Consider the following 25456-nt stretch of genomic DNA (forward strand, 5'->3'; position numbering starts at 1 on the left):
GAAAGCTTTTTTATCTGTAAATTTAGCTTATTAATGTTTAAAGAAAATAATATCGAAACAACAGACTTAAAAAAATTGCTTTCCCCATTTTGAAATTGTGAAAGTGCAGAATAATATTGAACCTCAGCACTTAATTTTGAAATGGTACTATCTGCAGTAATTTTTAAATTTTCATACTCAATCTTCTTTTTCTCAAAAGTCAAAGCGTTTGAAACATATGAATCTTTCTGTTTTAATCCCAAAATTATATCATCAGAAAGTGCAAATGAAAAAGAAACAAAAAACAGAACTAAAAACGATACCAATTTTTTCATCGTTTTCCCTCCTTTAAATTTGTTGTATAAATTATAACAAACAAACCTTAAAAAAAACTTAAAAAATAAAAAATAAAAAAAGAGAGCAGACTACTGCCTGCTCTCCTTGTCTGGTAGCGGGGGCAGGATTTGAACCTGCGGCCTTTGGGTTATGAGCCCAACGAGCTGCCAGACTGCTCCACCCCGCACCGTCTATATCTATTATAACAAAACTTCCATTTTTTTCAAGTGGTGCCGGGGATCGGACTCGAACCGACACGGAGGTGTAACCCCCAGCGGATTTTAAGTCCGCTGCGTCTCCCAATTCCGCCACCCCGGCGTCACCGTTTTCTATTCTATCATAAATTTTTAATTAGTCAATATCTTTTTTGAGATTCTCTTTAATTACTTACTAAAAAGATTTATTAATTCTTCTAAACTAATATTATTGTATAAATTCTGTTTTTTAGAAAGTTTATAACTTTCAAAGTGAAGTTTTACTCCCTTTAAATTTTCATACATCCATTTTCTTATCTCATTATACCTTCTCTCATTTATAAATTTTCTTCCATAAAATGGTGTGTTTTTCTTTGGAATCAAAGGATTAATACTTAAAGTAATAGACTTATATCCAAGCTTTTTTACCTTGTCAATAAAAGATTTAAGTTCATTAAAATCTTCATTATCTTCTTCATCAAAACCAACTATATAATAAAGCTTAACACTTGAAAAATTCTCCATTCTTCCCATCTCAAGAGCAGTTAACAATTCTTCTTCATTAAGATCTTTTAACATAACGTCTCTAATTTTTTGAGAAATACCTTCTGGTGCAATCGTGTATGTATTTTGACCACTTTCTTTTAAAAGCCTTAAAAGTCTTTTTGTAATCCCATCTGCTCTCATCGAAGAAACCGAAAATTTTATTTCATAGTATTCCAAAATATCAAGTAATTCATCAAGCCATGGATAATCTGTTATAGTTGCACTAATTATACCAATTGGATATTTTTCATCTTTTAATAACTCTTTTATAAGTTCTGGTTTTACAAACTTTACAGGCTTTTTTGTATTTCCCATAACACAGAATTTACATCTTCTTATGCATCCACGTCCAATTTCTATAAGTCTTTTTTCTCCAAATTCTGAAAATCTAGTAATAATGTGTGAAGCAGGAAGCTTTTTTGATATATCAAAATTACTTAATGTGTAATTTTTTTGCTCATTAACTATTACATTATCAATTTTGTCTAAAAATTTTAATCCACTTTCCTTGTCCTTTAGCAAAATATTAATACCCTCTGAGATTTGCTCAACTTTATCCTCTAAATCTCCGATTACTATAACATCCGCAATAGGCTTTACAAGTTCAAGATTAAAAAACGTTATTGCTCCACCTATGATTATAGTAGGATGATTTTCATTTCTTTGATTTTTTAAAATTGGTATTCCCTGTTTTTTTAATATATCCACTATATTTTCAATATCAGGTTCAAAATGAAAAGAAAATAAAAAAACCTTATTTTCATCTAGTGGAGTAAAAGATTCTATTGAATAAAATTTTTTGAACCATTTTTCATAAAAATATCTTTCCACCGGGATATTGTATTCCCAAAATAGCTGCTGAACCCAACTCCAAGATAGTGAACTTGCAGCAACAGTATAATTATTCGGAAAAATTAAGGCAACCCCACGGTTGCCATTAATACTGTTTAATCTTATCTCAGAATCGCTAAATTTTTTTACATATGAATACTCTTTAAAATCATCACTCTTACGTGGTCTCCTCAACTGCTTTCCTCCTAAGATAATTTCTTGAAACTATAACTCGAGTAAATTCTACTTCCGCAACTTTTTTATTGTCTTTAGTAATCAAACCAGAAAAACTTATCATATTCCCATCTACCGACTTTACTCTTACTCCAACAACAAGCTTAGCACCAATAACTACCGGCATATAATGTTTCACAGTAAACTCTGACACAACCGATATCAAATCCTCAGGTAAAAAATCTTTAACCATATCTGCACCAAGCTTAAAAGCCACACGAGCAAGACTAGAAGAAGAAACAAAATGATAATTTCTCATCTCATCATCTTCATCCCATAGATAACTTTCATCAGGAGTAAAATCAATCGTCTTGCTTATCCCCTCTATCTTCCTCCACAAATCTTTCATCCCCCTTAATAAGAAGCTCTCTTAATTCTTCACCACTTATTTCTTCTCTTTCTAATAAGATTTCAGCTAATTCATCCATCTTTTTTCTATGTTTCATCAATATTTCTTTTGCCTTATTATAGCATCTTCCAACAATATTTTGTATTTCACTATCAATCATTTTTGCAATTTCTTCACTATAATTTCTCATTCTTGCTATTTCTTTACCAAGAAAGACTTCTTGTTCCGTTTTTCCCCAAGCAAGTGGTCCAAAATTTTCACTCATACCAAGTTCACAAACCATTTTTCTTGCCATCTCAGTTGCACGTTCAATATCGTTTGCCGCACCACTTGTTACATCACCAAAGACAATTTCTTCTGCTGCCCTTCCACCTAAGAGAGCTGTTATATTATCCAAAAGCTCATTTTTACTGATCAAATACTTGTCTTCTGCTGGTAAGTGTAAAGTAAAACCTAATGCTCTATGACCACGTGGAATTATTGATATCTTGTGCACTGGATCTGAATTTGGAAGTTCCGTTCCAACTATAGCATGCCCAAGTTCATGATATGCTACTATTTTCTTTTGCTTTTCTGAAATAAGTCTTGATTTTCTTGCTGGTCCAGCTATTACTCTATCTATAGCCTCCTCAAAGTCAGACATATTCATTTTATCTCTTCCATCTCTTGCAGCAAGAAGTGCTGCCTCATTTACAAGGTTTTCTAAATCGGCACCAACAAACCCTGTTGTTCTTTTTGCCAAAACCTTTACATCAACATCTTCACTTATTGGTTTTCCCCTTAAATGAATTTTTAAAATTTCTTCCCTTCCTTTTACATCTGGTGGATCAACTACTACCTTCTTATCAAACCTACCTGGTCTTAATAGTGCAGGATCAAGTATATCAGGCCTGTTTGTTGCAGCCATTACAACAATACCTTCTCTTACATCAAATCCATCCATCTCAACAAGTAGCTGGTTTAGCGTTTGCTCCCTTTCGTCATGACCTCCGCCAAGACCTGCTCCTCTATGTCTTCCAACCGCATCAATTTCATCTATAAATACTATACATGGAGCACTTTCCTTTGCTTTATTGAACAAATCTCTAACCCTTGCAGCACCGACACCAACAAATAACTCAACAAAATCAGAACCACTTATATGGAAAAATGGAACATTGGCTTCACCTGCAACTGCTCTTGCAAGTAATGTCTTACCAGTTCCCGGAGGCCCAACTAAAAGCACACCTTTTGGCATTCTTGCACCAATTTTGTTAAATTTAGTAGGATTTTTTAGAAATTCCACTATCTCTTGAAGCTCTTCTACAGCTTCATCAACACCTGCTACATCCTTAAAAGTTATTTTCTTTTTACCTGGCATTACTTTTTCTGCTCTGCTTTTTGTAAAGGTAAATGCCTGATTATTTCTACCACCAAGTCCTCTTATCAAAAATCCAAACATTACAAGCATTAAAACAAAAAATAGTAAATTACCCACAAGATTTACCCAGAACGAGCTGTCTACACCTTTTTCAGCAGTAACTCTTATCCCTTTTTCAACCATAGAGTTAATCAAATCAATATCATATTTCACCCAAGGAGCATAGACATTGTATCGCCTTCCTGAAATCGTTTTTAACAATACGTTTCCATCATCTTTAATAACTACCTCTGCAATATCCACCGAATCTGAATTTAATCTCTTAAGAAAATCGCTATAATGCATCGTTACATCTGATGAGGCTCCACCAAAAAATACACTTTCAAAAATCCAAAATAGGCTTAAAATAATCAACAACCCAATTATTATCGAACCAATTCCTCTATTCAAAACCAAAAACCTCCTTTCATTTCGACCTTAATTGATATTCCATTCTCTTCTTTTGATAAATAATCCCTATCAAGAAACACATTTGGAATATAAAATACATAACCATCTTCATCCACAAAAATAGGAATAATTCTTCTAATAAATGAAGGAACTTTTTTTTCTACAAATATTTCTTTTAATTTCTTACCTCCCTTTGTTTTATCTCCAAATCTATAATTTCTAATGGTTAGATTCATTTTCTTAAATATTATACCATTATTTCCAAATTTAACCACAAATGGTCCAAAATTAACATTATTTTGACAGTCCATACTACACTCATAGTTCATATGTTCTATAAATTTTCCCAAAACTCCATATCCATATGAAATTTCAACTCCATAATCCCCCCAAAAACTTATTTTAAAAGATGTCTTATAAAGATTCTTTTTTAATCTATCCAGCTTTTCCTTATCAGGGGCTCTTCCAAAGTGCTCCATTGTCTTTCTTCTTATAAATTCTACAAGAATATATTCATCTTTTGGTACTTTAAAAAATATTCTTCCTTCAAATTCAAATGTTTTGACATTTAACTTCTCTTCTACAAAACTATCCAGTTCCCATACATTTTCTACAAATCTTAACACAGCTTGTTCAAATAAGGGATTAATTTCTTTAAAAATAGGTATAATCTTATGCCTGATAAAATTCCTTGTATATTTTGTATCAAAATTTGTTTTATCAACCACAAACGGTATTTTGTTTTCAGTTGCAAATTGCTCGATTTCTTTTCTTTCAAAAAATAAAAGAGGACGTATTATATTCCCATTTCTAGGTTTCATCCCGTATATACCAAATGGGCCAGTACCACGTGCAAGTCTAAAAAGTACAGTTTCAGCTAGATCATTCAAATTATGAGCTGTTGCAACTTTATTTGCATTAATTTTCTTTGCAATCTCATTCAAAAATTTATACCTCAACTTTCTTGCTGCCTCTTCTATAGATAATTTATTCTCTTTTGCATATAATGGAACATCAAACTCTTTAATAAAACATTCAACATTAAGTGATCGCGCCATATTATAAACAAATTTTACTTCTTCTTTTGACTCTTTTCTAATACCATGATCAACTGTTGCACAAAAAATACTAAATTTAAAATATTCTCTTATCTTAGCTAATAAGTTTAAAAGAACTGATGAATCAACTCCCCCAGAAACCGCAACTAGTATTCTGTCATTTTCTTCTATCAAATTATATTCCTCAATTTTTTGTATGAATTTCTCCAATAGTGTCAACATTCTTCACCTTCTTTCATTTGCCATTTTTCATATTAGTAGTGTATAATAAAATTGAAAAAAATAAAAGGAGGTTTTTCGATGAAAGAATTAATTAAAAAATTAACAGAAACTCACAGTCCAAGTGGTAGAGAACATCAGATAAGAGAAGTTATTCTCTCTGAACTTGAAGGTTTCATAGACGGATACGAAGTTGATAAACTTGGAAATCTTATTGTCTGGAAAAAAGGAACCTCTGATAAAAAGGTTCTTTTTGACGCACATATGGACGAAATAGGCGTAGTTGTTACAAACATCGATGATAACGGTTTTTTAAGAATTGACATGGTTGGTGGAGTTTCACCGTATACAATATTACAATCAAAACTTAGATTTGGGGATATCATTGGAATTGTAGGAATTGAAGGTGAAACAGGCAGTGATATGATATCAAACATTAAAAATTTGTCTTTTGATAAATTATACGTAGATATTGGTGCAAAAAGTAAAGAGGAAGCAGAAAAAATTTGCCCAATCGGAACATTTGGAACTTTTGATGGATACTTTGTTGAACAAGGTGATTACTACATCTCAAAATCAATGGACGATAGAATAGGTTGCGCTGTAATCATAGAATTATTTAAAAAACTTAAAAATCCAAAAAATTCAGTATATGGTGTATTTGCTGTCCAGGAAGAAGTGGGATTAGTTGGAGCAACCGTTGCAGGTTATAATATTGATCCAGACGTTGCTATTGCAATTGATGTAACTGCAGCTGGAGATACCCCAAAAGGATACAAAAGAGTCTCAATGAAACTTGGAAATGGTGCATGTATAAAAGTTAAAGATAACGCATCAATAAGTGACAAGAAAATAATAGATACTCTTAAAGATTTAGCAGAAAAAAATAACATACCATATCAAATGGAAGTATTAATATTTGGTGGTACAGATGCAAGGGGATATCAACACACAAAAGCCGGGATACCAAGTGCAACAGTCTCAATCGCAACTAGATATATACACACACCAAATGAAATGGTTCATAAAAAAGACGTTGAGGCAACAATCGATTTGCTATTAAAATACGCTGAGGAGGGCTTATAAACTGCCTAGAAAAAATTTCACACCGCTTGAATTTAAAATAATAAGCAGTATCATATTAGTTTTATCATTGCTCACTTTGCTTTTTTTAGCTTCAACAATATTTTTGTATGTAAAAAAAGCAGCTGTTAAAGTAAACGTAATTTACATTCCAAAACCTTTAGAATTTAATAAAGAAAATTCTGGAAGTGAAAAGCTTCCAGAATTTTCTTTGCCTTCAACCGAAACTATGATAAATTTTGAAGAATTTGACTATAACAAATTAATTGCCCATAGCATTGAAATATTGGAAAAAGGAACTGAAGTATCAACTTTTGTAGTTGACAAAGAAAACGCTCTTAAAATAGTAAATAAATACAAAAGTTTTCTTATAAATATCCTTTCAGAAAACGCCTATTTTGTGGTTTTACCAATAAAAGATGTAAAAATTCCTGGACTTATCCCTGGAAAAAGTGTGTATACTATTTTTCTTAAAACAGGAGAAAACCCGGAACAAATTTTTCAGGATATGATGACTTTAAAAGCAAATGCTTACGTATCATATTCAATGAGATTTAAAAGAAATAACAAAACTTTCTATACCCTATGTCTTGGAGCGTTCCCAGACATAGATACAGCAAAAGAATATTTTAATTCTCTTGATTTAGAAAAATTAAGAAGTTTAGTTGTAACCTACGGACCATATGTGGGAAAAATTACACCTTAAGGAGGAAAAAAATGAATCATATAGTGTTAGGACTAATTCAAGGATTAACAGAATTTTTACCTATTTCAAGTTCTGGGCATTTAACTTTATTTTCTTATTTATTTAATATTGAACCTAAAATTTCAAATTTTGCATTTTTGCACCTTGCAACCCTGGCTGCAATTATAATATTTGTCTGGAAAGAAATAGTTGAAATTTTAAAAGGGCTTTTTACACTAAAAAAAGAGTATTATTCATTAGTTTTAAAAATTATTATTTCAACTATTCCAGCTGCAATTTTTGGAGTTCTTTTTAATTCAACAATAGAAAATTCTTTTTCAAATCTAAAAATTATTTCTTTCTTTTTTCTGGTAACTGCAGCATCATTGTTTGTTTCAGACAAACTAAAAGGTAAAAAAGACTTTTTTAATATATCATACATTGATGCATTGGTAATAGGTTTATTTCAAATGATAGCAATTTTCCCAGGAATTTCAAGAAGCGGAATAACACTTTTTGGAGCATTAACCGTTGGTTTAGAGAGAGAAAAAGCACTAAAATATTCTTTTTTAATGGGAATTCCTGTAATACTTGGGGCCGGAATACTTGAAACTAGCAAAATCGAATTAAATAGTTACATCCTAATTTCTGGTCTTGTAGCATTTCTTTCAGGGTTGTTAAGTCTTCTAATTTTAAAAAAGCTAACTATATCTAAAAAATTAAAAATATTTTCATATTACTGTATATTAATAGCTATTATAGCATTTTTTGTGGGGTGAAATAAATGTTAAGAATCCATGCGGAACATCTTATTAGCCCTTCTGGGCAAGCACCAAAAAAAGGAAATGAAATGAAAAAAATTTTTGAAGCATTTGATGTAGACCTCATATTAAACAAGGGAAAAATAGTAGATATAAAAAAGCACAAAATAACTGATGATTTTACCATAAAAGCAAAACTTGTTACGCCTGCTTTTGTAGATGCTCATACGCATATTCCATTTTTTGGAAGTAGAGCAAAAGAATTTTATTTAAGAGCAAGAGGAAAATCCTATTCTGAAATCTTTGCAAACGGAGGAGGAATACATAGTAGTGTTAGAATGCTAAGAAATGCAACAATAGATGAAATTGTAAAGCAAAATCTAAAATATTTAAGCTTATTCAAAAGACATGGTATTGCAGCAGTTGAAGGAAAAAGTGGATATGGGCTTGAAAAGTTTTCCGAATTAAAGCAACTAAAAGCTATGAAAATTTTAAACGAAATACAGGATGTCAAAGTAATTCCTACTTTTTTGGGCTTGCACGCAATTCCTATTGATGCAAATAAAAAAGATTACATAGATGAAGTAAAAAAATGGCTTGATGATATCAAAGAATTTACCGATACAATAGATGTTTTCTGCGATAAAGGAGTCTTTTTACCACAAGATATTGAAGAATTTTTTGAATTTGCCAAAAATAAAGGTTTTAAAATTAGATTTCACGCAGATGAAATTGAAAACGTAGGTGCTGCAAAACTTGCTATTAAGCTTGGTGCAATATCTGCTGATCACTTACTAAAAATAAACGATGACGATATTTCTCAAATTGCAAATTCAAACACTGTCGCTACATTAATGCCTGGAACAAGTTTTTATCTGGGAGAAGATTTTGCACCAGCAAGAAAACTAATAGATAATGGCGCTGCAGTTAGTATTGGTTCTGATTTTAATCCAGGTTCGTGTCCTATATTTAATCCTGCATTTATCTTTCATCTTGCACTTAGATTTTTAAAAATGGAACCGGAAGAGATATTAACTGCATATACTCTAAATTCTTCGTACGTTTTGGGTATAGAAAACGGAAAAATTGAGCCCGGCTACAAATGTGACATTGCGATTTGGAATACAAATGAACTTTTGGACATTCCATACATGTTCGATCAAAATTTCTTAAGTGCAATAATAATTAACGGCAAGGTGACAATATATGAAAACATTTAAGAAAATTGATGTTTTTCTTATCCTTGCTGTCATATTAATAACCGTTTTTTTTGCTTTAAAAGCAAACAATAGAGAAGATGAAATATTTTTGGTAAAATTAGACGGAAAAATATATACTGAATTAAAAAAGCCTGGAGACTACCCGGTAAAAGATAAAGAAGGAGAAATATTAACTATAGTTCACTATGATGGTGAAAATGTTTGGGTTACAGATTCAACATGTCCACTAAAAATTTGTGAAAAAACTGGGAAGATAAAAAGAGGAGGAAAAATAATTTGCGTTCCCAACAAGATAGTAATCGAATCACAAACTCAAGAACTACAAACGTGGTAATCTATTCACTACTTATTTCCATTTCTTCGGTAATGTTTGTTGTTGAGCGCTTTATACCATATCCAGTTCCTGGAGGAAAATGGGGATTTTCAAATTTTGTTATTCTCTACACCGTTGTAAATATTGGACTTAGAGGTGGACTTCTTGTAGGAACACTTAAAACAATTATCGGCTCGCTCTTTTCAGGAATTTTATTTACACCACCTTTTTTCATGGGCTTTTTTGGAATAATATCTGCTGCAACTTTTGAATGGATATTTTCTAAAACAAAGTTCTTTAGCTACACAACTTTGAGTATCATTGGTATGATTAGTAATAACTTTGTTCAAGTTCTAGTTGGAAGTTTTTTAATAAAAAGTAGAGCAATTTTTTCCTTTTTACCTTTGATGATAGGATTAGGACTAATTTCTGCAATTATTAATGCATATCTTGCAAAAAAAATGGAGGAAATAATTGATGAAAATAATTTTGGCCTCAAAATCTCCAAGAAGGATTGAGTTATTAAAATTACTAAAAATAGATTTTGAAGTTATATCTTCAAATATAGACGAAAATATTAGCGAAAAAGATCCTAAACTTTTAGCCGAAAAATTATCATACTTAAAAGCAATGAGCATAAAAAAAGATGGCGTAGTTCTTGCTGCAGATACTGTAGTAACACTCGACAAAGAAATATTTGGAAAACCAAGAGATTATAAAGATGCCTTTAGAATGCTTAAAAGTCTATCAGGAAAATGGCATACTGTAATTACTGGAGTTACAATTAAATTTAAAGATGAAGTTATTACTTTCTCTGAAAAAACAAATGTAAAATTCAAAAATCTTTCAAAAGAATTAATTGAATTTTATATTAATACTGCAAAACCTTTTGATAAAGCTGGTGGGTATGGAATTCAAGAACTTGGAAGTGTTTTGGTAGAAAAAATTGAAGGTGATTATTTTAATGTAGTTGGGCTTCCCATTTCAAAAGTTTGGGATATTTTATGGGATAGGGGGATGATAGATGCTTCCAAGGGAGAAATTAATAAATGAAGGTGTCGAAAATCTAAGCACAGAAGAACTACTTGCTATACTTTTAAGAACAGGGACAAAAGACTTAGATGTTTTAAAACTTTCAAAAAACCTTTTTGAAACTTTTGACAAGAGCTTGAAAAAAATTAGTACCGCTTCAATTGATGAGCTGTGCAAAGTAAAAGGTCTTGGAACAGTTAAAGCAGTTACTATACTAGCTGCAATGGAACTTTCAAAAAGATATCTTTTGGAAGATAGAAAAGGAAAATTTCTAAATTCTCCAGAGCTTATATACGAGCATTGCCTTGACATGAAGCACTTTGAACAAGAAGTTGTTAGAGTTATATCCTTAAATTCAAAACTATACGAAATTTCTACCAAAGATATAACAATTGGCCTTACAGATACAAGTCTTGCACATCCAAGAGAAATATACCGAGAAGCAATTAAAAACTCTGCTAGCTATGTCGTGGTTGTACACAATCATCCTTCAGGTGACGTTAGACCTAGTAAAGAAGACAGAGAAGTTACTTTAAAAATTAAAAAAGCTGGAGAAATAATTGGAATTAAACTGCTTGATCATGTTATAATTGGCAATGGATTTTATAGCTTTAAACACAATAAACTATTGTGAGGTGTAAGTGCATGAACAATAACGATGACAAATTAAAGAATATATTAAAGCTAAAAGAAGAATTGGAAAAAGATTTAATAAAAAAAGGAAAAATAAAAAACAAGTCAGAACAAAAATCAAGAAAAGTTCAGGATCTAGAACAAATGAAGATCATAAAAGAAAAAATCATAAAAGAAGCAAATCTTGCCGCTGATAAAACTTTGTCAATATTTGATATTAATTCACAAGACTATGATTCTTCAGTAATGGACGTTATAAAAACATTAAGAAAATTTCTTATAAATGAAAATTCTCCTGAAAAAAGAACATTATTCTTAGCAATATTAAATATTCTAGAAGGTAATTTTGAAAAAAATAAAACCTTACTAGAAAATCAAACTGATGTTATTTTTAAGTATAACTATCTTCTCTCTAGAATGTATAACCGCGAAGATGTAATAAAAGAAATTATACAATTTGTTAAAAATTTTCCAGATTCAATATACCCATATCTCCTTCTACTAGAATATTATCTAATAGAAGGTAATTTTTCAAACTTTTCTAAAATATTATCTTTAACTTCAAAAATAAATAACTTTTTCAAAATCATTTATCAAGTTTATACAAATACTTTAGAAGATGTTGGCACTGTTAAAAGCGTAGTAATGCATAAAAAATTTACTGAACTTTTGTTATACATAATAAAGCAGAAAAGTTTGGAAACAGAAAATACGAAAAGCTATTGTCTAAATGTTAACTACAGTAAAAAAGAGGGAACAATTCCAAATCCAAAGGAATATTGTGTTAAAGCCAATTTTGCACAAGCTGCGTGGAGTATAGTTAATAATAGAAAATTTGACGAATCAAAACTCAAGATCTTTGAAAAAACTCCAGAATATAATCTTTTTTATGGTTTTTATTATTTAAATAAACAAGAATTAGAAAACGCTAAAAAATATTTTGAAAAGTTCGAAAACCAAGTTGAAAATGTATCAGTCAAAATTATTGCAAAAACAACCTCATACATTGGTATGAGACAATTCTATCAAAACATTAAAAGCAACGTTTTTAAAGAAGAAAGCGGAAAAATATTAGAAATTATAAATAATTATCCTTCACATGATTTCATTGTTGAATATTTTGACCCTGAGATTGTTAGACTTCTTTTTGCAGAAAAACATTGTTGTATAGTCTATGGAGGAAATAAATGCTAAAACAAAAATTTATTATCTTTTTATTGCTCTTTTCAAGTATTTATTTTTCAGAATTTATTTTTTACTCTTCAAATAATTTTGAAAATAATTTTGAAAATAAATTTTCAATTAATATCATGTACTCATTTTCTAATTGGAGTAATGGCTTTGTTGTTTTCCATGGAGATGGAAATGGTTATCCAACAAATCCAGCAGAAAACGTTTTTTATTTGTTTGATAATATAAAACCATTTTTTGAAATAAGTCTTTTCTACAATTTTCAAAATCTTGTATTGTACACAAATATTCCTTTTCAAAAAGAAATCATTTCAAAAGTAAAAGATCCTTCTACCAATTTTTTCTTGGTAGATGGAAAGCCTACTTTTGATATGAATGGCCCTGAAAATTTTCTACTAGGTTATATATCTGATAATATTTTCCTTGCAATTGGAAGGTTCCCATTGCATTGGGGAGATTCAAAATATCCTATTTCAATATCAGATACAACTTTTCAAGACAATGTCACTTTTTCAACAAAAAATAATTTTTTCAAATATACATACCATTTGATATCTTCCTATCCACTACTATCATCATATGAACAAGAAGTTCAAAGAAAATATTTTGAAAAACATACTCCATCAACAAATTTTTTTGAACCTGTAAAAACTATCGCCGCTCACAGATTCGACTTTTTCATAGACAATTTTAGAATTGGAATCGGTGAAATAAATGTAGTTGGCGGAAAAATTCCTGACATAATTGACATAAATCCTTTAATGTTTTTCCATAATACTTACGGTGAAGGATATTCAAACGTATTATCTTCAATTGACTTTAATGTAAAAGTTAGTAATATTTCAATTTACGGTGAATTTTGTCTTGATGATATTAATGGCCCGACCGAAGTTGGAAAAAATTATAAACCAGATGCATACGGATACAATTTTGGAATGTTTCTAGACTATAAGCCATTTAATGTATGGATTGAATATGATTTTACAAGTGAATGGATGTACATAACAAACTATTTACCATATTTAAGGGTTAACGTTAGACACTTTTACATAGATAATAATTCTTCCCCATCAAGAAGTTTGATGGACTATCCTCTTGGCTTTAGATATGGACCTGATGCTACTATGATTAGTCTGGGCTTTTCTTTTTCAAAGAACGATTTTAAAATTTCAACAGAATACAATTTTCTGGTAAAGGGTATGGTAATAGATGATAGTAATGGAAAAATTAGATGGAAATGGTTTTGGGATAGCTGGAGTGGAAATGTTATTAACCCCACACCAGAATCTTCTGTAATAAATACTTTTGATCAAGTTTATAACATTTTTAGCATTGAATTTAGTTATAAATTTTTATCACTTAAAAGTTTATTTGTAGATAAAAACTATTTTATCTCTTTGCAAGTTAATTTTTAACTAAAGGAGGAATTAGATGCTTTTTACTGTTTCTTTTTACATATTAAACATATTAATAAGCCTTATAATTGTTCTTTTTGGAAAATACAAAAACGAAAAAAGAACAAACTATTTACACGAAAATAGAGATCCTGAGTATAATCCACTTGTTACAGTAATAATTCCTACTTACAATGAAGAAGATGTCATCGAAAATACAATAAAAACTGTCGAAAAAAGTAGCTACAAAAATATAGAAATAATAGTTGTAGATGATAACTCAAAAGATAATACATTTAAAATTGCAAAAAGTCTTGAAAAAATTTATCCAAACCTTATAGTTATTCAAAAAAAAGGAAAAAAAGGGAAACCTCAATCAATAAATGAAGCTATGGAATTTGCAAAAGGTGAAATAATTCTTTTAATAGATGCCGATGCAAGAATTCCGGAAAACTATATTTCATCACATATATTTTGTTTTTCAAATGACAAAGTAAATATGATTTTCACAAATTTTGAACCTTACAATTTCAAATTTAAACCAGTGTATATAATTCAAGAATTATACTTTAACTTTGTAAAAACAATATTTTATTCAAACATATTTGTTAAGATGATATTCATGGGAAATGGAGTATTTTTTAGAAGAACCCTCTTAGAAAAAATACTGCCAATAGATCCTGACACTCTTGTAGATGATTTTAGTATGGCAACAAAGCTTTCTAAAATGAAAGTAAAAGAATATTATTCAACATATCCTTTTATAAAAATTCAATATGCAACTAACTTTAAAGATCTATGGAACCAACATAAAAGATGGTATGTTGGTGGATTCAGAGAAATGTTCAAAAGATTAAAAGAAGGAAATATTGCATTTTTATTCTACTATCTTCTTGTAGGTTTAATTGTTTTCTTACCAATTATCTCTATAGTATTAGACATTTTATTTAAAATAGGTATGTTAAAAATCACTGCTGGCTTTATTATTGCTGTTTACATACTCATGTGGGTTAGTTCACTTGATAGCCGACAATTTGGGATATTTTCTTTTCCTTATTCTTTTTTATTTGTCCCACTATTAATAGTATTTGAGTATTTAGTTCTTTTATTAAGCTACATTATCGGACCTTTTAGTAAAGCTGTTGAATGGTACAAAGTAAAAAGAGTTAAAGGATAAAGGTGGTATAATGAAAATTTCGATAATCGTACCAGTTTTAAACGAAGAAAAAATTTTGGAAAATACCTTAAAAAGTATTATAAATCAATCCTACAAAAATTTCGAATTAATAGTTGTCGACAATGGAAGTACTGATAGATCAGTTGAAATAGCATCTAAATACACTGATAATATCTTGTTTGAATCAAAAAAAGGATCAATTCATGCAATGTCTAAAGGATTTAAAAATGCAACAGGTGATATACTTGTAACCTGCGATGCTGATAGTATATATCCAAAAAACTATTTAGAAAAAATAGTAAAAATTTTTATGAGAGACAGTAAAGTTTGCGCTGTCTATGGTCCATTTTCGTTAATTGAAGAAAACAAGTTCAAAAATTTCTTTACTATATTAACCTACATATTATTAGATTTTCTATCAAGATTATTTACAAAAACCTACATAGTTGGTGCGGCAAATTTTGCAATAAAGAAAGAAGCATATGAAAAAGTTGGAGGCTATGATACTAAAAGTAATCTTGCTTCCCAAGATTTTAGGCTTGCAAAAAAGCTTTCTAAGGTTGGAAAAGTAAAATTTGTTCCATTACTAATAGTTAAAACTTCAAATAGGCGATTAAAGGAAGAAGGATTCTTTAAGTCAATGAAAAAAGCATTTAAATTTTGGGCAGATGTTGCTTTTAATCTAAATAAAATAAAATATGATAACTACTATAGTAAGGAATATTACAAAAAGAAAGGAGTAAAAAATGACAAATAAAGATAAAAAAATGATTACAATTGGAATTATCCTTTCAATAATAATTTCTGGAATAGTAATATTTTTCTATAGTTTTTCGCTTAACAAAAACATCTTATTGAGTATTTTTTCCAAGCTATCATTTGAAAAAATACTTTTTTCAACTTTACTTATGATCTTAAGTTTTGTTTTTGATGGAATAAAGCATTATATTGTTTTTAAAAGTCTAAATCAAAAAATTTCACTAATTTCATCTATAAACTCTTGTTTTGTAACAGGATATTTTTCTGCTGTTACACCTTTTTCAGTTGGTGGTCAGCCATTTCAAATTTATTATCTAAATAAAAAGGGTATTAAATCAACATATGCTACACAAGTAGTATTTTTAAGATTATTCGAGATGATCTTACTAATGTTTCTCGTCGATCTAACATACATCTTCATTTTGAAAAATAACGTTTTTGGAATTTCAAGAAGTATTATAACTTTAGGCTTATTTTTAACATTGCTTTCTTCAACTGTTATATTATTTAGTATATTATTTCCGAAAATATTTATAAAAATTCTGGAAGTTTTCAAAAAATCTAAGTTTTTAAACAAATTTATAAAATTTGAAAAATTAGAAAATTGGTTTATAGAATTAGATAAAACTATAAGATACATTCTTAAAAATCATAAATTACTTATTGCAATAGATTTTGTCATGATGTTTGCATTACTAATTTTTCAAAGTTATGTTTTTTACTATTCTATAAACATATTCACAGAGCTCAACATTCCATTTCTACACTTTTTTTCAATTGTAAATATAATAAACGCTGTAGCATTTTTAGTTCCAACCCCTGGTGCAAGTGGAAGCTTTGAAATAATTTACTCTCATGTTCTTTCCTCATTCTCAAAAAAGCCATCATTAATTGTCAATGGTGTTTTATATTTTAGATTTCTCTCATATTACCTTGTAATACTCATTGGAACATTGGTCCTCATTAAATTTGTAAAAATAAAAGAAAACAATTAACCTATCCTTTCTTATCAATACTACTTAAATAAATAAAAATACTAACAAACCACGAAACAAGCAAGCCTATTGAAACAAGCTCTCCAAATTCCTTTAAAAGTTCTCCTTGCGCTAAAATAAAGCTTCCAAATGCAATTATTGTGGTCAAAACAGAAATAGTTACAGCTTTTTCTGTCTTCATAATACTATCTCTTCCGTGAAGTATACTGTGTGATAAATGAACCATACTATCTACACCAATTCCAAGAAAGATTGGAATTATTAAAAGATTTAAAAACGTCAAATCTATTTTTAAAGCCACATAACCTATACCAATAGTAGCTAATATTGAAAGAACAACATAGAAAGTCACTTTCAAAGACTTTAAAAAGCTTCTTAAATCAATCAAAAGCGTAATTATTATCGCTAAAAACACAAAATATACAGCTTTACTTGTTGAATTAACCAAATAAACCATTACTTTGTAAAATAATGCTGGATAGCCAAATACCTTTTTTCCTTTAAGTTCTTCATCAAAAATCTTTTTTAAGTTGTTATCTCTCCACAATGAAACTTTTTCTTTAGCATAAAGCAAATAATATCTAGTATTATTTGTATCGTAGAAAAATAATGCTGGAATATCTTTTTCTATACTTGAAATAACATCATCGTATGTTTTAGCTGTTCTTAGCAAACTCAAAGTTTCTAAGAGACTATTATACAAACCATACTTTTTAAATACTACATCTAATATAGGCTCATTTATAACCTTGTAAACCGTCTCATAAAAACTTGGCCTTATTTCTTCCAATTTTTCAGGTTCTTCAACAAACGAAAGTAATGAAAAAGTATTTGAAAAATACTTAGAATTTTCTATCTCATTTTTAATTTCTTTCAACTCATCTATACTCTTTGCAGCAATTACAATTTGTCCAACACCAAATTCTCCAAACTTCTCCTCTGCTATCTCAAGAGCTTTAACAGCTTCAGAACTTTCTGGTACGAGCCCCGGTGGAGTATAGGAAAAATTCTTTACAGCAAGGTATGAAAATGCTGAAAAAATAATAACTACAAACCACACAAGTACTTTTATAGGTTTTATTCTTCTAAGCAGTTCTAAAAAACTTGAAAAGTACTCTTTCTTAGAAATATTTATACTTTGTAGAAACCTTGAATAAAAAGCAGGAACTAGAAAGTTCATATAAATAAAAAATATCATTACACCTATTCCAGAAGATATTCCCATTTCCTGTAAAGGTTTTGAAGGGCTGAGGGCAAGTGCTAGCAAAGCAATAGAAGTAGTTATTGCAGAGACAAATGAAGGAGTAAAATTTTCCTTGAAAGCTTCAACAATACTTTCATTTGTCTTTCCATATATTCTCAAATTCTCATGTATTTTTGCAGTTAAATGAATACCATAATCAATTCCAAGGCCAAGAAGCATTGCGTTTACAAAAGAAGTAATAATATTAATTTGCTTAAAAAGTAATACTATAATTCCAAGACTTGTACCCATGGCAAGTATCATCGAATAAAACAAGAATAACATAGTCTTAGAGCTACCGTATGAAATTAATAGTAGAAGCGATATACCAACAAGAGAAACAATTGTTGTAATTTGAAAGTCTTTTGTTACTTGCTTATTTCCTATATAATTATTCATAGCAGAACCACTAAATAGAATATTTGCTTCAAACTCTTTTGACAATTTACTAGCTATATTTTTTAAATCTGGAATTGCTTTGTTTAGAAAATCAATATCTGTTACAGGTTTACTCATGGAAAAATTCATTAATATTACATTTCCATCATTCGAAATTAAATAGTATTTTTTTATACCACTTCTTGACAAAAAACTATTAGCATATTCCGACACCGTAGAAATAGCTATTCCCAAGTTTCTCCAAAATCTAAAATCTATCGCAGACCTTGGTTCAACATTTATGACTGCATTATAGTAATTTAAAACATTAGTCAAACTATTTTCATCAATAGTGAAAATTCCATATTTTAGCATCGTTTCAGGATCGTCAAATGCTTCTGCCTTTGATATATACGGTGTTTCTTCAAATGCATCCTTTAATTTTTCAACAAACTCATTTACATTGATCTTTTTATTTTCCAATTCAATAACTAAAAGCAAGGTATTTGAAACAACTTTTTCATTTGTAAATTTAACCATATCTTTAAACTCCGGTATTTTTTCTGGAGCAAGCTCAGTAAGTTCCGCATTAACTTTTAAATTCAATAAGCTATATATCCCAAATAATAGACCAATTAGTGATAGTATAAGAATAAAAAGAGAGGACTTCTTTAATAAAAACTTTGCAAATCTTTCAATCAATTATTTCACCCCCAAAATAAAGAGCGAAAATGAAAAAAGTCTTAATAAGGTTATATATTTTCTTGAATCATATTCAAGATTATAATAGTTTGAAAACAAAAAGGGAATAAAATACGAAAACCTTGAATCAATCAAAATATGAAAATAAATTCCTATTGTAAAAAACAAATAGCATAATAGTGGAGTAAATGAATAAATCCACAATCTTGAAATTTCAGAAAATAAGAATTGTTTACCTTTTATAGATGAAAACAAACTTAAAACTAAAAAGTAAAAAATAAAAAATTTTACTACAAAGGGTGATAAAGTAAAATAATTTACACGCAATATAAACGACGAAAAAACATACACAATCAAAAACTCCAAAAAGACTATTAACTTATACTTTTCATTCTTCATGAATTTTCACTCCATACTTTTTTAATAACTCAATGGAAATAGGATTTAAATCTTCTGGATCTAAAAACATCTTCTTGCCTTTTAAAGAGTAAAACAATATTTTTCCAAATTTTTCATCGCTTTTTGCAATTTCCACAATTGGCATGTAATAAAAAACGATATCTTTAAATTGCAAAATGTCAATTTCAGAAGTTCCCCACCAATATTTCTTAGATATTGTTTTCTCAAAATAGTCTACATTAAAAACCTTAAAAAAATACTTAACTTCCTCAAGTTTTTGTATACTTTCAACTAAGAAAGGACTTTTACCATATATTTTTGTTTCAGACAAAATCTTCTGCAAAATAAGCTGTTTTTTTAAATTAGAAAAAAATTTGCTATAAGGATTAGTAAAATAAAAATAAGGTGGAGATTGTATCTCTACAATCTCCATATTTTTCTGATATACAAATGCAATAGTTAAAATCAAAGCCAAATTTATTAAAGTAATTAAAAACGCAACAAATGCTATTTTCATCTTTTTTCAATAAAGTACTGAATTGCTCTTTTTATATAAGGATCATCTAAATTTACATCAGTAATTTCTTTTGTATAGTCCACCACTTCTTCTTCATGAGCAACATTATCTGTTGCTTCTTGTGTTACATAAATATTTGGCTCAATACCAACTCTGTGAATATCATTTCCACTTGGAGTCTTATAATGTGCAATTGTAATAAACAACACCCCACCATTACTTAGTGGAAACCCCTGTTGAACTGAACCTTTTCCAAATGTCTTTTGACCTATAACTACCGCTCTATTATTTTCTTTTAACGCTCCCGTAACTATTTCTGAAGCTGAAGCTGAACCACCATTAACAAGAACAGTTATTGGAACCTTTGGAAAATCATTTCCCTTACTTACATAGCGCTCAATACTTCCAACTCTAGGTTCTACTGTAACCACCAATTTCCCAGCATCTAAAAACATACTTGCAACATCAATAGCACTATCTAAATACCCTCCAGGATTATCCCTTAAATCAAATATTAATGCAACAACTCCTTTTTCATATATTTTGCTCAATGCTTCTTCAAGCTTCTTAGAAGATGGTTGATTAAACTGTGTTAGTCTAACATAACCTATCCTTCCTATTTGAGTTTCCACAAAACCGTATTTTACAGGAGTAATCTTTATTATTTCTCTTGTGATTTCAAATTCCAAAACTTCTTCTCCTCGCAAAATTGTAAGCTTAACCTTTGTTCCAGGTTCTCCTCTCATCCTATTAACAGCTTCAATATAACTCATTTCTTGAACCGAACTTCCATCAACACTAATTATTAAATCTCCAGCTTTTAAACCAGCTCTCCAGGCAGGTGTACCATACATAGGACTTATTATCTTTATTGCCTTGCTATCTGCATCGTATGTAACTTCAATTCCAAGCCCACCATATTCACCTTTATTTTCAATCTCTTTTTCTTCATATACATCTTTGTTGTAATAATAGCTAAAATCATCACCTAATCCTTTAACAAGACCATCTATACCATAATCAATTACCTTATTAATATCTGCTTTGTCAATTTCATAATAGTAATTTAATATATAATAAAGTGTTTCTGCAAGTGGTGTCAGATTATCCTGAAAATTTTTATCCGTTGTAGCACCCGATAAAACAATAGTACCAACCAGAATAGAGATAATAACAGCAGTTATAACTATAAAATTCTTCTTTTTCATTTAATACACCTCCTACTTTTTAAGAACCTTGGTAGCAAACACCAAATACGTTGTATGAGCTACCATTCTATCGAAAGGTCTCAACCTTTCAGGATTTGGCTTGTATCTTCTCATAAGATTTTCCCAAACTTCTACATCTATAAAAGGATATTCATATAGTTTTTCCAAAACCTCTTGAACTTGATTTGTAGTAGGGCAGATTATTCCCATCTTTCCTCCACCTTTTAATGCTTGCCAACATTGCTCAATATAATTGTGCGGATCAGGAACATCCAACATTAAAGCGTCAACATTTACTTCATCAAAACCTCCTGAAATATCCCTTAATTTTAGCTCAACATTGTCTATTAATCCCCAATATTCTAAATTCTTCTTAGCTAAGTTGTAAAAATCTTCTCTTCTTTCATATCCATATACTTTCCCATCTTTTCCAACAATTCTTGCAAAAGCCCCACACATCGCTCCACTACCAACACCTGTATCAATAACTCTATCGCCAGGTTTAATATCAAGTTTAAACAAAATATATGATGCATCTTTAGGGTATATAATTTGAGTTCTTCTTTTCATATTAAAAATAAGATCAATATAAGTTGGCTTTAAAATATAAAAGACCCTATTATTTTTTCCAAAGACAATTGTATCTCCATATTCTTTTCCTATAAGCTCATCCATATCAACATGTCCAAGATGTGTCCCTTTCTTTTTACCAGCCTCAACTGTAATAATAATCTTACTTCCATCATCTCCATACAGTAAAACCTTATCTCCTTCTTTAATCAAAATGTATTCCTCCCTAAAATTCTATTTTATAACCAACCTCTAAAGGAATCGTCCCAATCTTTTCATCTTCAATATAATATACAGCATATGAAAATCCTACAAAAAAGTTTTTAAAATAATACCTTACTCCAGCTAAAACTGAATAGCCAATAGAATTAAGTTTAAAATCACTAGAAAACACTGCCCCACCTTTTCCATAAGTTGTAAAAATACCAAACGATGTCTTAATATTATATTTTCCAAAACTTTGTAATACAAAATTATTTGTTCCTATATAACCAAGAGATATCCCAAATTCTGTATCATTATTTACAGTTAGTGGAAAATCTAAAAAGACACTGTAAAAACTACTAGTATTTGAAGAATCTATTGTAAAATTCCATCCAGCATATGGTTCAAAATCAAAAGAAAAAGCTAAAGATGCAAGTATAACTAACAAGAAAAAGTATAACTTTTTCATAAAATCATCCCCCTATTTCATTCTTTAACTGCTGAATTTTTTCTGTATCAATGTAAATCCTTTCAAATGTACTATCTCCAACTGTTATACTCAAAGGACGCTTGGTTAGTGTTGGAATATCTTTAAATCTTACACTGAAATTGCCAAGGGAATAAATTAACTTAGCGATTGAAGGAGCATTTAAAGTAGTTTCAGGCCTTAATTCTTTTAAAATCGAATTCAATTTAAAGAAATCAAATATTTTTAATCCTCTCTCACTCAATACATTAAATAATTCATCAAAATTACTTGCATTTACATTGAGCTTTTTTGCAGCACTTGCAATCTTTCCAGTGTCAACTACTACATAATATTTATAATTGGAATCTACATTGAACATTTCACCAAGTATTTTTAAAGCAAGTATTGGACTTGAAAAATTAATTTCCTGTTTTTTTTCTGGATCAAATGTGTGATTTTTTATCTTTAAAATATTGACTGTTCTTTTTGAACCATTAACAACAACATAAAAACCTTCCTCATTGGATTTGTCAATGAACAAATATTGACTTACATAAGAAAGATTAAATTCCTCATTATTTTTAACGGAATAAATTTTCCAAAAAAATGCTCCTATAATCCCTGCTATTATAACTAAAGTAAGCACTATCCAAATCCATCCGGTATTTCTTCTCCTTCTTCTCATATTGAACCTCCCTTTCTCTTCCTTATCAATTCATTCCAGGATTCTATGCTTTCTTTTAAAATAAATAAATTCCTCTCAATAGCATAAATTAACTTGTTCCTAAGAACCTCAAAATATCCCATTTCAATATCTTTAAATGCTATTTCTCTTAATTTATTAACATTTGGATAGTTTCTTGTCTCTTCCAATGAATCAGCTAAAAATAAAAGCTTTCCATATATTCCAAAATTCTTATAACCAGATGTATGATATCTAACGGCATCTAAAAGCTCTTCATCATCAACATTAAATCTAAATCTTAAAAACTCAGCAGCAAGTTTGCCATGAAGCAATATTGGATGTAATTTTTCTTCATCAGTTAAAGATAAATTATACCCTCTTGCAAGTTTTAAAAGTTTTCTTTGATTGATATCTCTAAAAATGTCATGTGCATATCCAATAAATTCTGCAATATTTTCATCTAACCCATGAACTCTTGCAAGAGTTTTTGCAAACTTTGCAGTTCCTTCAACATGTAAAAGCCTATCTTTGCTAACAAGCAAATTTACTACATTCTTTATTTCATCTATATCTACTATCAATCATACACCTCCTTGTAGACATTTTCAACTGTATAATACCTTTCAATATACTCAACAATACTTTCAATACTTTTATATGCATGAGATTTATTTATACTTACCAAAGAAATACCCAACGTAATAAAATCTTTTGAATCCTGGTCGGCAATTTCTACAACAGAAATATTAAAATTACTTCTTAAATCATTTATTAGTCTTTTAACAATTGATCTTTTCTCTTTTAAAGATTTAATACCAAATATTCGTAAAGTAATCTCCAAATAACTTGCAGGCATCTTATAACTCCTCAATTGTAAAGTTATCATTCGTATATATACATATTTCACTTGCTATTTTAATTGCTTCAAGTGCTATCTCTTTTGCACTTAAATCTGTATGCCTTAAAAGCGCCTTTCCTGCTGCAATTGCATATGGAGAACCTGAACCAATTGAAGCAATATCATCTTCTGGTTGAATAACTTCACCTGTTCCTGAAACTATAAAAGTGTATTTTTTATCTGCTACAAGAAGCATTGCCTCCAACCTTCTTAAGACTCTATCAGTTCTCCAATCTTTTGCGAGCTCTACAGCTGCTTTTAATAAATTTCCTCCCCATTCCCTGTATTTTGCCTCAAATCTATCAAAAAGTGCCATTGCATCCGCAACAGAACCGGCAAAACCTGCAAGAACATTACCATCTCCCATCTTTCTAACTTTTTTAGCATTTCCCTTTAAAATAGTATTACCATATGTAACTTGTCCATCTGAAATCATAACAACCGAATCATTCCTTCTAACACACACCACAGTAGTCGAACGCCATTTCACAATTCCACCTCCACACTTGCCTTTTTTAACCTATTCATGACTGATAATAATATTCCTTTTTCTTCAAAAGCCTCTATAAAAGCAACATTGAAATTAGACCTATCAAATTCTCTCAGCACTTTAAACAAATTTTGAGCAATTGAATAAGGTTCTGATAATTTTCCAAGGATCATTATACGATCATCAGGATAAAATTTTTTATGTTCTTCAGGACATATAAAAACACCATTTTCACTTAATGCTTTCTTTATAACTTTCTCTCTTTGAACTTTATTGAACCTATACACTGGTTTTTCTGGCGCATAATGCCTATATTTCATACCAGGAGCTTTTGGATTTTCAACAGAACTTGCATCAATTACAAACTGTGGGATTTCAACTTTTCCAAAAATCGATTCAAGTTGCTCTATTGTTATAGGTCCAGGTCTTAATACGATAGGAATTTCAGATGTTAGATCAATAATTGTAGACTCAAGCCCAAATTCTGAATTTCCAGCATCAATAATAAAATCAATTTTCCCGAAAAGATCTTCAATAACTGCTTGAGAATCCGTAGGACTTGGTTTTCCTGATAAATTTGCACTTGGTGCAGCTATGGGGCCAGCACATTTACATAATTTTCTTGCAACAGGATGTGCAGGAATTCGAACTCCAACTGTTTTGAGCCCAGCCGTAACATTTTTTGGCAAGTTTATTTTTTGTTTCAATACAAATGTAACAGGCCCTGGAGTTAACTTATTTATCGCCTCAAAATATTTTTCAGCTACTTCTGCAATCTCTAAAAGTTTTTCAAAGCTATCTACGTGAACTATTAATGGATTATCCTTTGCCCTACCTTTAACTTTAAAAATGTTGTCAACTGCTTTTTCTTCAAACGCACTTGCACCTAGACCA

General features: G+C 29.8%; 28 protein-coding genes, 2 tRNA genes and 1 pseudogene. 13 read left to right on the top strand and 18 right to left on the bottom strand.

Features of this window, described 5'->3' with window-relative positions; translation table 11 throughout:
• The 7 genes and pseudogenes from JG780_RS05620 to tilS form a co-directional block, all read right to left on the bottom strand.
• Positions 1-314 (bottom strand): annotated as a pseudogene (locus tag JG780_RS05620) (TolC family protein); the annotation flags it as partial.
• 111 nt (positions 315-425) lie between these two features.
• Positions 426-502: transfer RNA gene (locus tag JG780_RS05625), tRNA-Met, on the bottom strand.
• A 41-nt stretch (positions 503-543) separates the two neighbouring features.
• Positions 544-633, bottom strand: a tRNA-Leu gene (locus JG780_RS05630).
• 65 nt (positions 634-698) lie between these two features.
• Positions 699-2081, bottom strand: a complete 1383-nt coding sequence (locus tag JG780_RS05635) for a B12-binding domain-containing radical SAM protein (protein WP_287569455.1) — start codon at positions 2079-2081, stop codon at positions 699-701.
• Positions 2065-2460 (bottom strand): thioesterase family protein, encoded by a 396-nt coding sequence (locus JG780_RS05640; protein ID WP_004104197.1) that lies wholly within the window; start codon positions 2458-2460, stop codon positions 2065-2067. Before JG780_RS05640 ends, JG780_RS05635 begins: the two co-directional genes overlap by 17 nt.
• Positions 2423-4279 carry an ATP-dependent zinc metalloprotease FtsH gene (ftsH, locus tag JG780_RS05645; RefSeq protein WP_287569456.1) on the bottom strand — a complete coding sequence of 619 codons (1857 nt, stop codon included), beginning with the start codon at positions 4277-4279 and terminating at the stop codon, positions 2423-2425. The genes JG780_RS05640 and ftsH overlap by 38 nt, the downstream gene beginning before the upstream one ends.
• Positions 4276-5559 (bottom strand): tRNA lysidine(34) synthetase TilS, encoded by a 1284-nt coding sequence (tilS, locus tag JG780_RS05650; protein WP_287569457.1) that lies wholly within the window; start codon positions 5557-5559, stop codon positions 4276-4278. The genes ftsH and tilS overlap by 4 nt, the downstream gene beginning before the upstream one ends.
• A 78-nt stretch (positions 5560-5637) precedes the next feature.
• Here tilS and JG780_RS05655 point away from each other — a divergent pair, with 78 nt between their 5' ends.
• From JG780_RS05655 to JG780_RS05715, 13 genes are all read left to right on the top strand, one after another.
• Positions 5638-6642, top strand: a complete 1005-nt coding sequence (locus tag JG780_RS05655; protein ID WP_287569458.1) for a M42 family metallopeptidase — start codon at positions 5638-5640, stop codon at positions 6640-6642.
• A 76-nt stretch (positions 6643-6718) separates the two neighbouring features.
• A complete protein-coding gene (locus tag JG780_RS05660) occupies positions 6719-7345 on the top strand; it encodes a hypothetical protein (RefSeq protein WP_287569459.1) in 627 nt (208 codons plus the stop codon).
• Between the two features lie 11 nt (positions 7346-7356).
• Positions 7357-8103 carry an undecaprenyl-diphosphate phosphatase gene (locus tag JG780_RS05665; RefSeq protein WP_114702229.1) on the top strand — a complete coding sequence of 249 codons (747 nt, stop codon included), beginning with the start codon at positions 7357-7359 and terminating at the stop codon, positions 8101-8103.
• A gap of 5 nt (positions 8104-8108) precedes the next feature.
• On the top strand, positions 8109-9305 hold the full coding sequence (hutI, locus tag JG780_RS05670) for an imidazolonepropionase (protein WP_004104207.1): 1197 nt from the start codon (positions 8109-8111) through the stop codon (positions 9303-9305).
• A complete protein-coding gene (locus JG780_RS05675) occupies positions 9292-9639 on the top strand; it encodes a NusG domain II-containing protein (protein WP_287569460.1) in 348 nt (115 codons plus the stop codon). Before hutI ends, JG780_RS05675 begins: the two co-directional genes overlap by 14 nt.
• On the top strand, positions 9582-10136 hold the full coding sequence (locus JG780_RS05680; protein ID WP_287569461.1) for a Gx transporter family protein: 555 nt from the start codon (positions 9582-9584) through the stop codon (positions 10134-10136). The genes JG780_RS05675 and JG780_RS05680 overlap by 58 nt, the downstream gene beginning before the upstream one ends.
• Positions 10096-10671 carry a Maf family protein gene (locus JG780_RS05685; protein ID WP_004104215.1) on the top strand — a complete coding sequence of 192 codons (576 nt, stop codon included), beginning with the start codon at positions 10096-10098 and terminating at the stop codon, positions 10669-10671. Before JG780_RS05680 ends, JG780_RS05685 begins: the two co-directional genes overlap by 41 nt.
• A complete protein-coding gene (gene radC, locus JG780_RS05690; RefSeq protein ID WP_004104216.1) occupies positions 10643-11284 on the top strand; it encodes a RadC family protein in 642 nt (213 codons plus the stop codon). The genes JG780_RS05685 and radC overlap by 29 nt, the downstream gene beginning before the upstream one ends.
• A gap of 11 nt (positions 11285-11295) precedes the next feature.
• Positions 11296-12477 carry a hypothetical protein gene (locus tag JG780_RS05695; RefSeq protein WP_287569463.1) on the top strand — a complete coding sequence of 394 codons (1182 nt, stop codon included), beginning with the start codon at positions 11296-11298 and terminating at the stop codon, positions 12475-12477.
• Positions 12471-13889: a hypothetical protein gene (locus JG780_RS05700; RefSeq protein ID WP_287569465.1), complete on the top strand. Its 1419-nt coding sequence runs from the start codon at positions 12471-12473 to the stop codon at positions 13887-13889. The genes JG780_RS05695 and JG780_RS05700 overlap by 7 nt, the downstream gene beginning before the upstream one ends.
• Positions 13890-13905: 16 nt before the next feature.
• Positions 13906-15045, top strand: a complete 1140-nt coding sequence (locus JG780_RS05705) for a glycosyltransferase family 2 protein (RefSeq protein WP_287569467.1) — start codon at positions 13906-13908, stop codon at positions 15043-15045.
• A gap of 10 nt (positions 15046-15055) precedes the next feature.
• A complete protein-coding gene (locus JG780_RS05710; RefSeq protein ID WP_287569469.1) occupies positions 15056-15802 on the top strand; it encodes a glycosyltransferase family 2 protein in 747 nt (248 codons plus the stop codon).
• Complete coding sequence (locus JG780_RS05715; RefSeq protein WP_287569471.1) at positions 15792-16799, top strand: lysylphosphatidylglycerol synthase transmembrane domain-containing protein; 1008 nt, start codon at positions 15792-15794, stop codon at positions 16797-16799. Before JG780_RS05710 ends, JG780_RS05715 begins: the two co-directional genes overlap by 11 nt.
• A gap of 1 nt (position 16800) precedes the next feature.
• Here JG780_RS05715 and JG780_RS05720 read toward each other — a convergent pair whose 3' ends face one another.
• The 11 genes from JG780_RS05720 to JG780_RS05770 form a co-directional block, all read right to left on the bottom strand.
• Positions 16801-19122 carry an efflux RND transporter permease subunit gene (locus tag JG780_RS05720; RefSeq protein WP_287569473.1) on the bottom strand — a complete coding sequence of 774 codons (2322 nt, stop codon included), beginning with the start codon at positions 19120-19122 and terminating at the stop codon, positions 16801-16803.
• Entirely contained in the window at positions 19123-19521 is a 399-nt protein-coding gene (locus JG780_RS05725; protein ID WP_004104223.1) for a hypothetical protein, read from the bottom strand. It abuts the gene before it with no gap.
• On the bottom strand, positions 19511-20038 hold the full coding sequence (locus tag JG780_RS05730; RefSeq protein ID WP_287569475.1) for a hypothetical protein: 528 nt from the start codon (positions 20036-20038) through the stop codon (positions 19511-19513). The genes JG780_RS05725 and JG780_RS05730 overlap by 11 nt, the downstream gene beginning before the upstream one ends.
• Entirely contained in the window at positions 20035-21246 is a 1212-nt protein-coding gene (locus JG780_RS05735) for a S41 family peptidase (protein ID WP_287569477.1), read from the bottom strand. Before JG780_RS05735 ends, JG780_RS05730 begins: the two co-directional genes overlap by 4 nt.
• Positions 21247-21258: 12 nt before the next feature.
• Positions 21259-22029: a tRNA (adenine-N1)-methyltransferase gene (locus JG780_RS05740; protein ID WP_114702221.1), complete on the bottom strand. Its 771-nt coding sequence runs from the start codon at positions 22027-22029 to the stop codon at positions 21259-21261.
• A 13-nt stretch (positions 22030-22042) separates the two neighbouring features.
• A complete protein-coding gene (locus JG780_RS05745) occupies positions 22043-22489 on the bottom strand; it encodes a hypothetical protein (protein ID WP_287569479.1) in 447 nt (148 codons plus the stop codon).
• 4 nt (positions 22490-22493) lie between these two features.
• Complete coding sequence (locus JG780_RS05750) at positions 22494-23174, bottom strand: hypothetical protein (protein ID WP_287569481.1); 681 nt, start codon at positions 23172-23174, stop codon at positions 22494-22496.
• A complete protein-coding gene (yqeK, locus tag JG780_RS05755; RefSeq protein ID WP_004104242.1) occupies positions 23171-23755 on the bottom strand; it encodes a bis(5'-nucleosyl)-tetraphosphatase (symmetrical) YqeK in 585 nt (194 codons plus the stop codon). The genes JG780_RS05750 and yqeK overlap by 4 nt, the downstream gene beginning before the upstream one ends.
• Entirely contained in the window at positions 23752-24030 is a 279-nt protein-coding gene (locus tag JG780_RS05760) for a DUF503 domain-containing protein (RefSeq protein WP_287569484.1), read from the bottom strand. The genes yqeK and JG780_RS05760 overlap by 4 nt, the downstream gene beginning before the upstream one ends.
• A gap of 1 nt (position 24031) precedes the next feature.
• On the bottom strand, positions 24032-24562 hold the full coding sequence (gene hslV / locus JG780_RS05765) for an ATP-dependent protease subunit HslV (protein WP_004104244.1): 531 nt from the start codon (positions 24560-24562) through the stop codon (positions 24032-24034).
• Positions 24559-25456: L-threonylcarbamoyladenylate synthase (locus tag JG780_RS05770; protein ID WP_287569486.1), on the bottom strand; the 898-nt coding region annotated here is incomplete at its 5' end. The genes JG780_RS05770 and hslV, both read right to left, overlap by 4 nt.

The organism is Thermosipho sp. (in: thermotogales) (assembly GCF_020054775.1).
Taxonomy (GTDB): domain Bacteria; phylum Thermotogota; class Thermotogae; order Thermotogales; family Fervidobacteriaceae; genus Thermosipho; species Thermosipho africanus.

Excerpts from the sequence above, each read along its gene's own strand:
- JG780_RS05655 (WP_287569458.1), top strand. The coding sequence starts at position 5,638 with ATGAAAGAATTAATTAAAAAATTAACAGAAACTCACAGTCCAAGTGGT.
- JG780_RS05665 (WP_114702229.1), top strand. The coding sequence starts at position 7,357 with ATGAATCATATAGTGTTAGGACTAATTCAAGGATTAACAGAATTTTTA.
- JG780_RS05675 (WP_287569460.1), top strand. The coding sequence starts at position 9,292 with ATGAAAACATTTAAGAAAATTGATGTTTTTCTTATCCTTGCTGTCATA.
- radC (WP_004104216.1), top strand. The coding sequence starts at position 10,643 with ATGCTTCCAAGGGAGAAATTAATAAATGAAGGTGTCGAAAATCTAAGC.
- hutI (WP_004104207.1), top strand. The coding sequence starts at position 8,109 with ATGTTAAGAATCCATGCGGAACATCTTATTAGCCCTTCTGGGCAAGCA.
- JG780_RS05730 (WP_287569475.1), bottom strand. The coding sequence starts at position 20,038 with ATGAAAATAGCATTTGTTGCGTTTTTAATTACTTTAATAAATTTGGCT.
- JG780_RS05735 (WP_287569477.1), bottom strand. The coding sequence starts at position 21,246 with ATGAAAAAGAAGAATTTTATAGTTATAACTGCTGTTATTATCTCTATT.
- JG780_RS05760 (WP_287569484.1), bottom strand. The coding sequence starts at position 24,030 with ATGCCTGCAAGTTATTTGGAGATTACTTTACGAATATTTGGTATTAAA.
- JG780_RS05715 (WP_287569471.1), top strand. The coding sequence starts at position 15,792 with ATGACAAATAAAGATAAAAAAATGATTACAATTGGAATTATCCTTTCA.
- JG780_RS05750 (WP_287569481.1), bottom strand. The coding sequence starts at position 23,174 with ATGAGAAGAAGGAGAAGAAATACCGGATGGATTTGGATAGTGCTTACT.
- JG780_RS05745 (WP_287569479.1), bottom strand. The coding sequence starts at position 22,489 with ATGAAAAAGTTATACTTTTTCTTGTTAGTTATACTTGCATCTTTAGCT.
- tilS (WP_287569457.1), bottom strand. The coding sequence starts at position 5,559 with ATGTTGACACTATTGGAGAAATTCATACAAAAAATTGAGGAATATAAT.
- JG780_RS05685 (WP_004104215.1), top strand. The coding sequence starts at position 10,096 with ATGAAAATAATTTTGGCCTCAAAATCTCCAAGAAGGATTGAGTTATTA.
- JG780_RS05725 (WP_004104223.1), bottom strand. The coding sequence starts at position 19,521 with ATGAAGAATGAAAAGTATAAGTTAATAGTCTTTTTGGAGTTTTTGATT.
- JG780_RS05695 (WP_287569463.1), top strand. The coding sequence starts at position 11,296 with ATGAACAATAACGATGACAAATTAAAGAATATATTAAAGCTAAAAGAA.
- JG780_RS05700 (WP_287569465.1), top strand. The coding sequence starts at position 12,471 with ATGCTAAAACAAAAATTTATTATCTTTTTATTGCTCTTTTCAAGTATT.
- JG780_RS05705 (WP_287569467.1), top strand. The coding sequence starts at position 13,906 with ATGCTTTTTACTGTTTCTTTTTACATATTAAACATATTAATAAGCCTT.
- JG780_RS05710 (WP_287569469.1), top strand. The coding sequence starts at position 15,056 with ATGAAAATTTCGATAATCGTACCAGTTTTAAACGAAGAAAAAATTTTG.